The organism is Streptomyces sp. NPDC047028 (assembly GCF_040644095.1).
Classification (GTDB): Bacteria; Actinomycetota; Actinomycetes; order Streptomycetales; family Streptomycetaceae; genus Streptomyces.
In genome coordinates this window covers 115796-130049 of sequence record NZ_JBEYVS010000002.1, presented here as the reverse complement: position 1 = coordinate 130049, position 14254 = coordinate 115796, and the positions used below count along the sequence as shown (strand labels likewise).

Sequence of the window (14254 nt, the reverse complement as noted above, 5' to 3'; positions counted from 1 at the left end):
CCGTGCGGCACGGGAAGCCGGGTCGTCTTGTTTCGGGACAGGACCCGGCCCTCAGCGGCCCTCGAACCGGCGCAGGCCGACCCGCCGGGACAGCCAGACCAGCAGCTCGAAGAGCACCAGGACCACCGGCACGGCCCAGGCGGCGACGTCGATCCCGCTGTAGTCCGTGTCGGCCGGCTCCGGCGCCGTCCAGCCGTGCGGGTCGACGAGCACGTCCTCGGTCTGCCCGACCTCCGTCGGACCGTCGCAGAAGCCGTCGCCCAGCTCGGCGTGCTGGAGCGGTTTGCCGTCCACCCGCTCCAGAAGGCAGGTGTACTGGGGCCCGTCCTTGCCCTGGAACGTCTTCACCGACGTGACCCGCGCCTCCACCCGCTGCCCCTGGTGCGCCATCACCTCCGCCTGCAGCACCGGTCCCGGCCCGGCCAGCGCGGCGATCCCCACGATCACACCGCCCACGATCAGCCACCCGTTGGGCGCCGCGATGATCATCAGCGCGAGAGTGGCGATCAGCGCGAAGGTCCCGAGTATCAGGCCGAGTGTCCGCACGTCAGGATTGGCGGCCAGCAAGGACAGTCCGATGATCACCGGCGGACCGAAGAACGCCATGAGGGTGAGGCGGCGGACCTGCCGGGACGAGGTGGCGGTGGCTGTTCGAGGCACGGCGTCAGTGTGACGAACGGAGTCGCGACACTGAAGAGCGGGGCCCGCCACGACTGCCCCGGCTTACGGCGTGTTCCGCGTCTCGTAGCTTCCGCCGAACAGGGGCGTGGCGCTGGCCTGCACAAACCGCCAGTAGACTCTGGACACGTGACCTCTGCTGCCGCCAAGCCCCGCATCCCCAACGTCCTCGCCGGACGCTACGCCTCCGCCGAGCTCGCCACGCTCTGGTCGCCCGAGCAGAAGGTGAAGCTGGAGCGGCAGCTCTGGCTCGCCGTGCTGCGGGCCCAGAAGGACCTCGGCATCGACGTGCCGGACGAGGCGATCGCCGACTACGAGCGCGTCCTCGACACCGTCGACCTGGCCTCGATCGCCGAGCGCGAGAAGGTCACCCGGCACGACGTGAAGGCGCGGATCGAGGAGTTCAACGACCTCGCCGGGCACGAGCACGTGCACAAGGGCATGACCTCCCGGGACCTCACCGAGAACGTCGAGCAGCTCCAGATCCGCCTGTCGCTGGAGCTGATGCGGGACCGTACGGTGGCCGTCCTCGCCCGGCTGGGCCGGCTGGCCGGCGAGTACGCGGAGCTGGTCATGGCCGGCCGCTCGCACAACGTGGCCGCGCAGGCCACGACGCTGGGCAAGCGGTTCGCGACGGTGGCCGACGAGCTGCTCGTGGCCCACGGCCGCGTCGAGGAGCTGCTGGGCCGCTATCCGCTGCGCGGCATCAAGGGCCCGGTCGGCACCGCCCAGGACATGCTGGACCTGCTCGGCGGCGACGCGGGCAGGCTCGCGGAGCTGGAGCAGCGGATCGCCGCGCACCTGGGCTTCTCGCAGGCCTTCACCTCGGTCGGCCAGGTGTACCCGCGCTCGCTGGACTACGAGGTCGTCACCGCGCTGGTGCAGCTGGCGGCGGCGCCGTCCTCGCTGGCCAAGACGATCCGGCTGATGGCGGGCCACGAGCTGGTCACCGAGGGCTTCAAGCCGGGCCAGGTCGGCTCGTCCGCGATGCCGCACAAGATGAACACCCGCTCCTGCGAGCGTGTCAACGGCCTGATGGTGATCCTGCGCGGCTACGCCTCGATGACCGGCGAGCTGGCCGGCGACCAGTGGAATGAGGGCGACGTCTCCTGCTCGGTGGTCCGCCGGGTCGCGCTGCCGGACGCGTTCTTCGCGCTGGACGGACTGCTGGAGACCTTCCTGACCGTGCTGGACGAGTTCGGCGCGTTCCCCGCCGTCGTCGCCCGCGAACTGGACCGCTACCTGCCGTTCCTCGCGACCACCAAGGTGCTCATGGGCGCCGTACGGGCCGGTGTGGGCCGGGAGGTCGCGCACGAGGCCATCAAGGAGAACGCCGTCGCCACGGCGCTCGCCATGCGTGAGCAGGGAGCCGAGCGCAACGACCTGCTGGACAAGCTCGCCGCCGACGAGCGCCTCCCGCTCGACCGCGAGCAGCTCGCCGCGCTGATGGCCGACAAGCTGTCCTTCACCGGCGCGGCGGCCGGCCAGGTCGGGGTGGTCACCGGCCGGATCGAGGAGATCCTCAAGCAGTACCCGGAGGCCGCCGGTTACACCCCCGGAGCGATCCTCTGACGACTCCGCCCGCTCGTTCCCGCCGCTTCACCCAGGCGGAACTTCAGGCCGCCCGCGACCGCCTCGTCCCCGACGTGGTCGCGGACGGCCTGCGCGTGCTGTTCTGCGGTATCAACCCCGGGCTGATGACGGCGGCGACGGGCCACCACTTCGCCCGCCCCGGCAACCGCTTCTGGCCGGTCCTGCACCTGTCGGGCTTCACCCCGAGGCTGCTGAAGCCGGCCGAGCAGGGTGAACTGCTGTCGTACGGGCTCGGCATCACGAACGTGGTGGCACGGGCCACCGCGCGGGCCGACGAGCTGACGGCCGAGGAGTACGTGGCGGGCGGGCGGCTGCTGGCCGGCAAGGTGACGCGGTGGCGGCCGGGATGGCTCGCCGTGGTCGGAGTGACGGCCTACCGGGCGGCGTTCGGGGAACGCAAGGCCCAGGTGGGCCCGCAGGAACGGACCATCGGGGACACGCGTGTCTGGGTGCTGCCCAACCCCAGCGGCCTGAACGCCCATTGGACGGCGGCGACGATGGCGGAGGAGTACGCGCGGCTGCGGAAGACGGCGGAGTCCTGAGGGAGCCCGTTGCCCTGAGGAGTTTGGGCATGTCAGGGAGCGTGGCCCGTCAGGGCGGGTCCGTCTCGGTGACCACCGCCAGCAGCTGGAACGGCAGCTCGTCGTCCCACTGGGATATCCCTAGGGCGATCCAGCGTCCGTTCTCCGTGCGCCACAGGTGGACGTCGGGCACGTGCGCGGCGAGCGTGCCCCATGGTTCGTCCATCTCCTCCCCCTCCATGCCGCGCTGGAACACGCTGAACAGGCTGAACGGGTCGGCCGGCCCCCACCGTTCGGCGAGCCGCTCCCCCAGCGCGTCCCGGTCGGCCTCGTACTGCTCCTCCGTCTCCTCGCGCCCGGCGCCACCGTCGTCGTAGAAGTCTCCACTGGTCTGTAACTCGGCTATCAGGTAACCGGGCCCGCCCGTGCCGCTGTCGGTCCGGCCGTGCACGACGGGAAACTCCCGGTCGCACAGCCGGTCGATCACAGCAAGACAGTTCGCGATGTCCATGAGACCCAGTAAACCGGGCACCACTGACAATTGGCTGCCCGTCAGGCACCGCAGCCGCGCCCGCGACACGCGGGGCCGTGCGGCACGCGCCGGCACGTGTCCCGGCGAGCTGGTCCACGCCACCTCCCGGCCGGCACGCCCCGGCACTCGCCGGTCCGGGCCCGGCCGAGTACGATCCGCCCAACACGCCCGCGAGCTGGGAGGACGGACGGTGGGGCAGCTGACCGGTGGCGATCCCTCGCTACTGCGAAGGATCAATTCCGCGGTGGTGCTGCACGCGCTGCGTGCCGCGGACTGCGCGACGCTCACCGAGATCACCCGGGTGACGGGACTGTCCCGGCCGACGGTGGAGGGCGTGGTCGACGGGCTGATCGAGGGCGGTCTCGTCGTGGAGGCGGCGGCCGACGAGAATCCGACCCGCCGGCAGGGGCGGCCCGCCCGCCGGTTCCGGTTCCGGGCCGAGGCCGGGCATCTGCTGGGCCTGGAGATCGGCGCGCACCGGGTCGCCGCGCTGCTGTCCGACCTGGACGGCCGGGTGCTGGGCGCGCAGGCCAGGGAGGTCGACGAGACGGCCCCGGCGGACGAGCGGCTGGAGCGGCTGCGCGGCGCGGTCGCCGAACTGCTGCGCCGGGCGGGGGTCGCGCGCAGTTCGCTGCGGGCCGTGGGCGTGGGTACGCCGGGCATCGTCGAGGCCGACGGCACGGTGCGGCTCGGCACCGCCCTGCCGCAGTGGACGGGGCTGAAGCTCGGCGAGCGGCTGAGCCGTTCGTTCAAGTGCCCGGTGCTGGTGGAGAACGACGCCAACGCGGCGGCCGTCGCCGAACACTGGAAGGGCTCGGCGACCGAGTCGGACGACGTGGTGATGGTCCTGGCCGGGCTGAGCCCGGGAGCGGGTGCGCTGATCGGCGGCCGGCTGCACCGGGGGTACGGCGGGGCGGCCGGCGAGATCGGCGCGCTGCATCTGCTGGGCCGGGAGGCGACGCCGGAGACGCTGCTGTCGACCACCGACGAGCCGCTGCACCCGCTGGACGAGCAGGCGGTCGCTGAGGTGTTCGCACTGGCCCGCAAGGGCGACCGGCGGGCGCGTGCGGCCGTCGAGCGCTTCATCCAGCGGCTCGTCCACGACGTGGCCGCGCTCGTGCTGGCACTCGACCCCGAGCTGGTGGTGATCGGCGGCTGGGCGGCCGGCCTGGACGGGGTCCTGGAACCGCTGCGCCGCGAACTCGCCCGCTACTGCCTGCGGCCGCCCAGGGTGGCCTTGTCCCTGCTGGGCGAGGCGGCGGTGGCCACGGGTGCCCTGCGGCTGGCCCTGGACCACGTAGAGGAGCAGCTGTTCGCGGTGGAGGGCACGGTGACGGCGCGCCGGTGACGGCGGCCGGTGACGGTCCGGTGCCGGCTCGGTGATGGCCGCCCGCCGGTGACAGCCCGCCAGTGAAGGCGGAGCCTCCCCAGTTCTTCCTGAAGCGCCCCCGGCCCGGAGACGCGCCCGCGTCCCGGCCCGAGCAAACGCCCAGCGCCCCGGCGGAGTTCCGGGGCGCGGGCGAACGGGACAGCAGTGCGCAGGCGAACCGGACGGCAGGGCGCCGGCACGCGAGCGCGCGGGGCAGCCGTCGGCGAGTGGGGCGGTCGGTCTCGCAGGCCGCCTTGGACCAGGGGTCCTGCCGCGTCGCTCAGGAAGCCCGCTGTTCGGGGCCGTGGTGGATCTCCACGCCCCCGGAGTCGCCGAAGGTCAGCCGGCAGGTGTCCGCGCGGTACGTCGCGACGGACAGGGCGGCCGTGCGGCCGGCGGCGAAGAAGCGGGTGGTGACGACCAGGACGGGTGCGCCGGGGAGCCGGTCGAGGTCCTTGGCGTCGTCCGCGGCGGCCGAGCCCAGTTCGACGGCGCGGTCCTGGCCCTCCAGGTCCAGGCGCTGCAGCTCGCGCAGGACGGCACGCGCGCGTGCCGCGCCGGACGGGGCGTCTATGGCCGACAGGTCGGGCACCGAGGACGCCGGGATGTACAGCAGGTCGGTGGCGACCCGCTGGCCGTGGGACATCCTGGACCGGCGTACGACGTGGACGGGCTCGTCGGAGCCGGTCTCCAGGGCACGGGCCACGGCCGCGGGCGGCGCGGACTGCTCGGAGTCGACGGCCTGCCAGGCGTCGTCCCCGGCGCCGGGCCAGGCGTGCTGCTCGGAGCCGACGGCGACGCCCATGCGCGGGGGCGCCACGGTCGTGCCGACCCCGCGGCGACGCTGCAGCCGGCCTTCCAGTTCGAGCTGTTCGAGGGCCTGACGGAGCGTGGCCCGGGCCACGCCGAAGCGGGCGGCGAGATCTCGCTCGTTGGGCAGGATCTCACCGACCGAGAACTCGGAGTCGAGCGCCTCGGTGAGCACGGTCTTGAGATGCCAGTACTTCGGTTCCGGCACAGATTCCAGCTGCGTGGTCCCCACCCTGTCCTCCGCAAGAGCTGTGGTCCGGCGGCTTTTAGCGCCCTTGTTTATTAAAGGTTGTTGCACTTCTCTGCGACCATAGGGCGGCCCTCACCCTTGGTCAAGACCAATCTTCGATCGTTCCGGCCCCGTACGGGCGCCGTGCGGCGCAGCGTTCACGCGCTGTTCGCACACCGTCCGGCGCACTCGCCTCAGCGGTCGGCGAGGGACCGCAGTTTGTCGGGGTTGCGGATGATGTACACGGTGGTGATACGGCCGCCCACGACGTCGAGCTGGAACAGGGCGTCGGGTCTGTCCCCGGCCAGGGCCAGGATCGCCAAGCCCGCGTTGGTCTCGACGTACCGCAGCGTGAGCCCCGGCCCGTCCTTGCGGGCGGCGCCGATCAGGAAGCGGCCCACCTTGTCCGCGGTGTGCAGGACGCGCACCGGTGTCTTCGCCTTGCCGCCGCTGTCGCCCACGAGGCGGACGTCCGGGGCCAGCAGCGACATCAGGCCGGCCAGGTCGCCCCCGGCCGCGGCGGCGAGGAAGCGTTCCGTCAGGTCCCGGCGCCGGGCGGGGTCGGCCTCGTAGCGCGTCCGGCGCTCCTCGACGTGGCGCCGGGCCCGGCCCGCGAGCTGCCGTACCGCCGCCTCGCCGCGGTCGAGCAGGGCGGCGATCTCGGCGTAGGGGTAGCCGAACGCCTCCCGGAGGACGAAGACGGCGCGCTCCGGCGGGGACAGCGTCTCCAGGACGACCAGGACGGCGAGGGACACGGACTCGGCGAGGACGGCGCGTTCCGCGGTGTCCGGGACGGTGTCCCCGAACTCGGTGACGTACGGCTCCGGCAGCCAGGGGCCGACGTACGCCTCGCCGCGCGCCCGCACCTGGCGCAGCCGGTCGATGGCCAGTCGGGTGGTGACGCGGACCAGATAGGCGCGTGGGGCACGGACCTCGTCGCGGTCGGCGCGGGACCAGCGCAGCCAGGCGTCCTGGACGACGTCCTCGGCGTCGGCGACACGCCCGAGCATGCGGTAGGCGACGTCCATGAGGAGGGGCCGGTGTTCTTCGAAGACGTCGGTCAGGGGGTGCGCGGTCACTGCTCCATCCCATCCGACACGCCCTGCGCTGTCCAGACGGAATCGGCTCGTCGGGGGCGGTCCCGGATCACAATGACCGCGGACCGCCGGTGGTCGGCGGCCGGTGCGAAGGGTGGCCGATGCGGTACGCGGTGCTGGGCACGGGCGAGGTGGGCCGCACGCTGGGCGGCAGACTGGTGGAGCTGGGGCACGAGGTGACACTCGGGTCCCGGACGAACGACAACCCGGTGGTCCTGGAGTGGGCGACGGCCGCGGGGCGGCGGGCCCGCGCGGGGACGTTCTCGGAGGCCGCCCGGGCGGCCGAGGTGGTGGTCGTCGCGGTGAGCGGCCGGGTGGCGCTCACGGCCCTGGAGGCGGCGCGCGCGGAGCACCTGGACGGGAAGATCGTCGTGGATCTGTCCAATCCGCTGGCGTTCGAGGGCGGGTTGCTGCGGCTGGACCCGGTGGAGTCGGACAGCGTGGCCGAGAGCATCCAGCGCACGTTCCCGCACGCGCGCGTGGTGAAGACCCTGAACACCGTCAACTGCCAGGTGATGGTGGACCCGCGGCGGGTGCCGGGCGAGCACAACCTGTTCGTGTGCGGGGACGACGCCGCCGCCAAGGCGAAGGTGACGGCGATGCTGGGCGAGCTGGGCTGGCCGGCCGAGCGGGTCCTGGACCTCGGCGGGATCCGGGCGGCGCGGGCCATGGAGATGGTGCTGCCACTGTGGATGACCCTGTTCCAGAAGCTCGGCCACGCCGATTTCAACTTCGAGGTGCGCCGAGCACGTTGAGGACCGCGCGGCGGCACATGCGCGGCCTCCGGGGGCTACCCGTCGGTAGTAGTTGCTGACAAGCTGTCTACGGATTCCGTCAGCAGCCCAGCCGAGGAGCACCCCGATGTCCGCCACCGCCTCCTTCGAGGTCCCCACCCCGCACGGTCCGCGGGACGTGACCGTCTCCTACGCGCGCGTGGGGCACGGGGAGCCACTGGTCCTGCTGCACGGCATCGGCCACCACCGGCAGGTCTGGGACCCGGTGGTGGACATCCTCGCGGCCGAGCGCGAGGTGATCGCCGTGGACCTGCCCGGTTTCGGCGCCTCCCCCGCCCTGCCCGACGGTCTCGCCTACGACCTGCCGACGACCAACGCCGTGCTCGCCGCCCTCTTCACGGCACTGGAGCTGGACCGCCCGCACGTGGCCGGCAACTCGCTGGGCGGCCTGCTGGCCCTGGAACTGGGCCGCGAGAAGCTCGTACGGTCCGTCACGGCCCTCTCCCCGGCCGGATTCTGGTCGCAGGCCGAGCGGCGCTACGCCTTCTCCGTGCTCCGCGCGATGCGGGGCACCGCCCGGCGGCTGCCGCCCGCGCTGGTGGAGCGGCTGTCCCGCACCGCGGCCGGCCGTACGGCACTGACCAGCACGATCTACGCCCGCCCGGGCCGCCGGTCACCCGAGGCGGTGGTCGCCGAGACGTTCGCGCTCGCGCAGGCCTCCGGCTTCGAGGCGACTCTGCGGGCGGGCCGCACCGTCCGGTTCACCGACGACCTGCCGCACGTGCCGGTCACGGTCGGCTGGGGCAGCCGGGACATGCTGCTGGTGCGCCGCCAGGGCATCCGCGCCAAGCGGATCATCCCCCGCGCCCGGCTGGTGCGGCTGCCCGGCTGCGGGCACTGCCCGATGAACGACGACCCGGCCCTGGTCGCCCGCGTGATCCTCGACGGCAGCCGCTGACCGGCGCCGGCCGAGCGCACCCGAACCGAGCGCGACCCCGGCGCCCACCAGGGCGCTCCCGGCGGCCTGGACGGGCCCGTAGGAACCGGTGCCGACGAGCGGGGCGGTGCAGGCGGCCGCCACGGGGATGAGCCCGGAGAACAGCGTGGCCCGCTCCGCGCCGATCCGCTGCATCCCCATGTACCAGCACACGAAGCCGACGACCGTCACGATCGCCGCCTGCCACAGCAGCGCGGCGGTCTCGGTGGCGTCGGGGCGGCGCAGCCGGGCGGTGCCGTCGAGGAGGCAGCCCGCCGCCGCGGCCTCGACGGCGGCGACCCCGCACACCGTCGCCGACAGCAGCCGCGGTCCGAGCGGCCGCAGCACCGGGACCGCGAGGACCGCGAAGCCCACCTCACCGGCCAGCGCGCACGCGGAGAACGCGATTCCGGCGGCGTCGGCGCGCCCCCACCCCTGCACGGTGAACGCGCCGGCGGCGACGAGCAGCGCGCCGTACAGGACCGCCCGGCGCGGGCGGCGGCCGTCGAGGAGCGGCACGAGGACGGCCACCACGACCGGTGCGCAGCCGACGAAGACACCCGGCACCGCGGGTTCGGCACCGCGTTCGGCCGCGATGACGGCCAGGTTGAAGCCGACCATGCCGACGGCGGCCAGCAGGGCGAGGCGGGCCCAGCCGCGCGGGCCGAGCGCGCGCAGCCGCCGTCCCGCGCCACGACGGGCGAACGGGACGAGCAGGAGACAGGCGAGGGCGTAGCGCAGGAACTGGCCGCCCGCGTACGGGTAGTCGCCGAGGACGCTGTTGGCGGTGAAGGAGCCGCCGACGAGCACGCAGGCCAGGGCGGCGAGGACGGATCCTCGGGTGGTGTCGGTCATGACGGCGACGCTAGGGAGCGTGGCGGCCCGGATTAAGGTCCAGTTCCATGACGTCATCGGGGACCAATCCGGGCGGCCTCACCGGCTCCGCCGCGTGGGAGCTGCTGCTGCCGGCCGCGTCGGCGCCGGCACGCGCGCGCGGGCGTGCTCTGCAGGCGGCGCTGCGCGAAGCGATCCGCTCGGGCCGGCTCACGTCCGGCACCCGCATGCCGTCGAGCCGGGACCTGGCGGCCGACCTCGGTGTCTCGCGGGGCCTCGTCACGGAGGCGTACGAACAGCTCACGGCCGAGGGATATCTGCGCAGCGGGCGGGGCGCGGGGACCTGGGTGGGCGACGCCGTCCGGGCGGCCCGGCCCGTGGCGCACGACCTCGCCCCGCGCCCCGGGGGCGGCCGCGCGGACTTTGTCCCGGGTACGCCGGACCTGTCGCTGTTCCCGCGGGCCGCGTGGGGCGCCGCGCAGCGTGCGGTGCTCGCGGACCTGCCGCACCACGACCTCGGCTACCCGGACCCGCGCGGGCTGCCCCGGCTGCGCACCGCCCTGGCCGAACTGCTCGCCCGCCGCCGTGGCGTGGTCGCCGATCCGGAGCGGATCGTGGTCGTCTCCGGCGTGACCCAGGCGACCACCCTGCTGGGCTGGGCGCTGCACGCGCGCGGGATGCGCGCGGTCGGCGTCGAGGACCCGGGCAGCCCGCAGCACGGCGCCCTGTACGCGGCGGCCGGGATGCGCACCGTACCGCTGCCCCTGGACGCGGACGGCCTGGCCCCCGGCCCCCTGGTGGCCTCCGGGGTACGGGCGGTGGTGACGACGCCCGCCCACCAGTACCCCACCGGCATCGCCTACTCGGCGCGGCGCCGCACCGAACTGCTGTCGTGGGCGCGGTCGGTGGACGGCCTGCTGCTGGAGGACGACTACGACGGCGACTTCCGCTACGACCGTGCCCCGGTCGGCGCCTTGCAGGGCCTCGATCCGGAGCGGGTCGCCTACACCGGCTCGGTCAGCAAGTCCCTGGCCCCCGGGCTGCGACTGGGCTGGCTCCTGGTGCCCGGTTTCCTGACCGAGGAGGTCGTCGCGCTCAAGCGGGCCATGGACCTCGGCAACCCCTCCCTCGACCAGGCGCTGTTCGCGCGGTTCCTGGAACGCGGCGACTACGACCGGCAGCTGCGCCGGTGCCAGCGGGCCTACCGCGAGCGGCGCGACACCCTGGTCGCCGCCCTCTCCGAGCACTTTCCGGAAGCTCGGGTCTCCGGCATCGCGGCCGGTCTGCACGCCATCGCCGAACTCCCCGGCCGCCACGGCCCCGAGGCAGCCTTCGTGAAACGGATGGCGGACGCCGGTGTGGCCGTGCGCGCCCTGGGCGACTGCGCGCACACCCCGACCGACGGGCCCGGGGTCCGGCTGGTGCTCGGGTACGCGCATCTGACGCCGACCCGGATCCGGACGGGCGTGCGACTGATGGCCGAGGCACTCGACGGCTGACCGGTCATCACTTCGGCGGTTCCGGGGCCGCGGCCCGGCCGGCCTCCCGTACCCTCGGAGCGCCGGGCCGCGCACCGGCGTCATCCCCCGGCGCGCGGCCCGGTCCTGGAGCCGGTCGGCCAAGGGGCCGGCGAGAGACCGTAGAAAGACGAACGAAATGGGCGTAAGCATCCTTTACCCATCGGTCACACATCGTTCGTGATCACGCAACACCGTTCCTTCACAGTGGTGGCATGACCGCAGACACGCCCCACGGATCCCAGCAGCACGGACGCACCGCAGGCCGCCGGCGCCGGACCCTCGTCCGGCTCGCCGCCGCCTGGCGGGAACGGCGGCACGGGCACGCGCCGCCTGCGGACGATACCGGGCCCCGGCCGGACGCGGCCGGGGCCGGCACGCTCTGGCGGATGCGGACGACCGTCAGGGACGAACCGGGCTCGCTGGCCGCGCTGTGCGGCGCCCTGGCCGGGCACCGGGCCGACATCCTGAGTCTGCAGACGCATCCGCTGGCCGACGGGACGGTCGACGAGTTCCTGCTCCGGGCGCCGGACACGGTGACGGCGGCCGGGATCAGCGAGGCGGTGTCCGAGGCCGGGGGCACGTCCACCTGGATCGAGCGGGCCGACGCCCACGACCTGGTGGACGCCCCGACCCGGGTGCTCGGGCTGGCCGCGCGCACCGCACTGGACACCGCGGAACTTCCGCTGTCGCTCAGGCAGTTGCTGGGCCGGTGCACCATCCGGTCGGTACCGGCCGGCCCGGCCGGCGTCGGCCCCACGCCCGAACCGCTGCCGGCCGAGGGGGTGCTGGAGGACACCGTCATCCGGTTGCGGGCGCCGGGTGGCGGCGTGCTCACCGTGGAGCGGCCGTATCTGCCGTTCACACCGACGGAGTTCGCGCGGGCCCGGGCCCTGGTGGAGCTGGACAGCCGGCTGGGTCCGCGGATCCCGCGCGGCAAGGACGTGCTGACGCTGCCCGAGGGCAACGACATCACCGTGCGCCGCGTGGACACCGGTGACCTGCCGGCGGCCCGCGCGATGCACGACCGGTGCTCGCCCGACACGCTCCGCCTCCGCTACCACGGCCCGGTCCCCGACGCGGACCGCTACCTGACCCACCTGCTCAGCCCCCGCTTCGGGCGGACCCTGGCCGCGCAGACCACCTCGGGCCGCATCGTGGGGCTCGGGCACCTGCTGTGGGACGGCGACGAGACGGAGGTGGCGCTGCTCGTCGAGGACGACTGGCAGCGGCGGGGTATCGGCGCCCAACTGCTCGGACGGCTGGTGGCCCTGGCCGTGCAGGCCGGCTGCGAGAACGTGTACGCCGTCACGCGGGCCTCCAACACGGGCATGGTCGCGGCGATGCGCGGCCTCGGACTGCCCCTGGACTACCAGATCGAGGAGGGCACCCTGGTCATCACGGCCCGCCTGGACGCCACCCCGGTCGCGTCCCGTCCGCCGTACGGCACCACCAGCGGCCGACCGGGCGAACCGGCGCGCCACGACTGAAGTCCCCAGGCCAGGAAGCGGGAACGCGGGACGGCAGGCGGGACGGCCCGGCGGAGATCACCACCGGGCCGTCCCGGCGGAGGTCACCGCACGGCCTCGCCGAGGGGCACAGGCGTGATGGCCCGCTCCCCCAGCGCGTTGTCCAGGTCCGCCCACAGGTCCTCGACGTCCTCCAGGCCGACCGACAGCCGCAGCAGCCGGTCGCCGACCCCGGCGTCCTCGCGGCCGTCGGGGCCGATGATGCGGTGGCTGATGGAGGCCGGGTGCTGGATGAGGGAGTCGACGCTGCCCAGGCTCACGGCCGGGGTGATCAGCCGGACACCGGAGATGACCTCGTGCGGATCCCCGTGCACCTCGAAAGCGATCATCGCGCCCCCGATCCGGGGGTAGTGCACCCGCTCCACGCGCGGGTCGGCGGCGAGCCGCCGGACCAGCTCGGCGGCGTTCGCGGAGGCCGCCCGCACCCGGACGGGCAGCGTGGACAGGCCGCGCAGCAGCAGATATCCGGCCAGCGGATGCAGGACACCACCCGTGGCGAAACGTATCTTCCGCAGCGCGCCGGCCATCTCCTCGTCGCAGGCCACCACGCCGGCCATCACGTCGCCGTGCCCGCCTAGGTACTTGGTCGCGCTGTGCAGCACCAGCCGGGCACCCTGCTCGGCGGGCCGCTGGAGGACCGGCGTGGCGAAGGTGTTGTCGGCGAGCAGCGGGACCGTGCCGCAGGCGTGGGCGACGGCCCGCAGGTCGAGTTCGCCGAGCGTGGGGTTGGCCGGGGACTCCACCATCACCAGACCGGTGTCGGGCCGCAGCGCCTCGCCGATGCCGGCCGGGTCGGTCCAGGTGACCTCGGTGCCGAAGAGTCCGGCGGTCAGCATGTGGTCGCTGCAGCCGTACAAAGGCCGTACCGCGACCACGTGCTTGAGGCCCATCGCGGACCGGGCGAGCAGTACCGCGCTCAGCGCCGCCATGCCGCTGGCGAACGCGACGGCGGACTCGGTGCCCTCCAGCCGCGCGAGGGCGGTCTCGAAGCGGGACACGGTCGGATTGCCGAGCCGGCCGTACACCGGCGGGCCGGCGGGCTCGGCGCCGTCCAGGGCGAACGCGTCGATGCGGGCGGCCTCGGCCCGGCTGTCGTACGACGGGTAGGTCGTGGACAGATCGATCGGCGGAACGTGCAGGCCCTGGCCGGCGAGGTCGTCGCGGCCGGCGTGCACGGCCTCGGTGGCCAGTGCTCTCGATGCGGTGCGTACGTCGTCGTAGGCACCGGAGCTGCGTGAGTCCATGGGCGGAAGGGTGAACACCGAACGGATCCCGGGAATCGAACGCCGTGCTACGTTCGGCAAATGGCTGAATCTGTCGTACTGGATCCGGTCGACCTCCACCTGCTGCGGCTGTTGCAGAACGACGCCCGGGCCACCTACCGGGATCTGGCCACGCAGGTGGGCGTCGCCCCGTCGACCTGTCTGGACCGGGTGACCCGGCTGCGCCGCTCGGGCGTGATCCTGGGCCACCAGCTGCGGCTGGACCCGGCCAAGCTCGGGCGCGGTCTGGAGGCGCTGCTGTCGGTGCAGGTGCGGCCGCACCGGAGGGAGCTGGTGGGACCGTTCGTGGAGCGGATCCGGGCGCTGCCGGAATCCCGGACGGTGTTCCATCTGACCGGGCCGGACGACTACCTGGTGCACGTGGCGGTGGCGGACATGGCCGATCTGCAGCGGCTGGTCCTGGACGAGTTCACCGCGCGCAAGGAAGTGGCCCGGGTGGAGACCCGGCTGATCTTCCAGCAGTGGGACTGCGGGCCCATGCTGCCTCCGGCCACGCCCAGAGCTGAATCAGGGATACATGGGTGACGCAGCCATCCTCCCCGTACGAGGATG

At 73.8% G+C, this 14254-nt stretch carries 13 protein-coding genes and 1 pseudogene; 8 read left to right on the top strand and 6 right to left on the bottom strand.

Features of this window, described 5'->3' with window-relative positions:
* Positions 1-51: 51 nt before the first annotated feature.
* A complete protein-coding gene (locus ABZ854_RS02720) occupies positions 52-660 on the bottom strand; it encodes a hypothetical protein (protein ID WP_361203106.1) in 609 nt (202 codons plus the stop codon).
* Positions 661-807: 147 nt separating this feature from the next.
* Here ABZ854_RS02720 and purB point away from each other — a divergent pair, with 147 nt between their 5' ends.
* Positions 808-2250 (top strand): adenylosuccinate lyase, encoded by a 1443-nt coding sequence (purB, locus tag ABZ854_RS02715; RefSeq protein ID WP_361203103.1) that lies wholly within the window; start codon positions 808-810, stop codon positions 2248-2250.
* Positions 2251-2324: 74 nt separating this feature from the next.
* The gene (gene mug, locus ABZ854_RS02710; protein ID WP_361203100.1) at positions 2325-2813 is read left to right on the top strand and encodes a G/U mismatch-specific DNA glycosylase; all 489 of its coding nucleotides are present in this window, start codon (positions 2325-2327) and stop codon (positions 2811-2813) included.
* A 49-nt stretch (positions 2814-2862) separates the two neighbouring features.
* Here mug and ABZ854_RS02705 read toward each other — a convergent pair whose 3' ends face one another.
* Positions 2863-3303 carry a hypothetical protein gene (locus ABZ854_RS02705; RefSeq protein WP_361203097.1) on the bottom strand — a complete coding sequence of 147 codons (441 nt, stop codon included), beginning with the start codon at positions 3301-3303 and terminating at the stop codon, positions 2863-2865.
* A gap of 211 nt (positions 3304-3514) precedes the next feature.
* On the opposite strand from ABZ854_RS02705, the gene ABZ854_RS02700 reads away from it, so the two are divergent.
* Positions 3515-4672, top strand: coding sequence for an ROK family transcriptional regulator (locus tag ABZ854_RS02700; RefSeq protein ID WP_361203094.1), 1158 nt, complete (start codon positions 3515-3517; stop codon positions 4670-4672).
* 301 nt (positions 4673-4973) lie between these two features.
* Here ABZ854_RS02700 and ABZ854_RS02695 read toward each other — a convergent pair whose 3' ends face one another.
* A complete protein-coding gene (locus ABZ854_RS02695) occupies positions 4974-5735 on the bottom strand; it encodes a GntR family transcriptional regulator (protein WP_361203091.1) in 762 nt (253 codons plus the stop codon).
* A gap of 191 nt (positions 5736-5926) precedes the next feature.
* Entirely contained in the window at positions 5927-6811 is an 885-nt protein-coding gene (locus tag ABZ854_RS02690) for an RNA polymerase sigma-70 factor (protein ID WP_361203088.1), read from the bottom strand.
* Positions 6812-6930: 119 nt separating this feature from the next.
* Between ABZ854_RS02690 and ABZ854_RS02685 the strand changes: the two genes are divergently transcribed.
* Positions 6931-7584 carry an NAD(P)-binding domain-containing protein gene (locus tag ABZ854_RS02685; RefSeq protein ID WP_361203085.1) on the top strand — a complete coding sequence of 218 codons (654 nt, stop codon included), beginning with the start codon at positions 6931-6933 and terminating at the stop codon, positions 7582-7584.
* 106 nt (positions 7585-7690) lie between these two features.
* Positions 7691-8521 carry an alpha/beta fold hydrolase gene (locus ABZ854_RS02680; RefSeq protein WP_361203083.1) on the top strand — a complete coding sequence of 277 codons (831 nt, stop codon included), beginning with the start codon at positions 7691-7693 and terminating at the stop codon, positions 8519-8521.
* Between the two features lie 39 nt (positions 8522-8560).
* Here ABZ854_RS02680 and ABZ854_RS02675 read toward each other — a convergent pair.
* A pseudogene (locus ABZ854_RS02675) lies at positions 8561-9394 on the bottom strand (DMT family transporter); the annotation flags it as partial.
* 47 nt (positions 9395-9441) lie between these two features.
* Here ABZ854_RS02675 and ABZ854_RS02670 point away from each other — a divergent pair.
* Both ABZ854_RS02670 and ABZ854_RS02665 read left to right on the top strand, forming a co-directional pair.
* Positions 9442-10872: a PLP-dependent aminotransferase family protein gene (locus tag ABZ854_RS02670; protein WP_361203081.1), complete on the top strand. Its 1431-nt coding sequence runs from the start codon at positions 9442-9444 to the stop codon at positions 10870-10872.
* Positions 10873-11105: 233 nt separating this feature from the next.
* The gene (locus tag ABZ854_RS02665; RefSeq protein WP_361203078.1) at positions 11106-12380 is read left to right on the top strand and encodes a GNAT family N-acetyltransferase; all 1275 of its coding nucleotides are present in this window, start codon (positions 11106-11108) and stop codon (positions 12378-12380) included.
* Positions 12381-12463: 83 nt separating this feature from the next.
* Here ABZ854_RS02665 and ABZ854_RS02660 read toward each other — a convergent pair whose 3' ends face one another.
* Positions 12464-13663: a PLP-dependent aspartate aminotransferase family protein gene (locus ABZ854_RS02660; protein WP_361203075.1), complete on the bottom strand. Its 1200-nt coding sequence runs from the start codon at positions 13661-13663 to the stop codon at positions 12464-12466.
* Positions 13664-13723: 60 nt separating this feature from the next.
* Between ABZ854_RS02660 and ABZ854_RS02655 the strand changes: the two genes are divergently transcribed.
* Entirely contained in the window at positions 13724-14227 is a 504-nt protein-coding gene (locus ABZ854_RS02655; protein WP_361203072.1) for an Lrp/AsnC family transcriptional regulator, read from the top strand.
* Positions 14228-14254 lie beyond the last annotated feature (27 nt).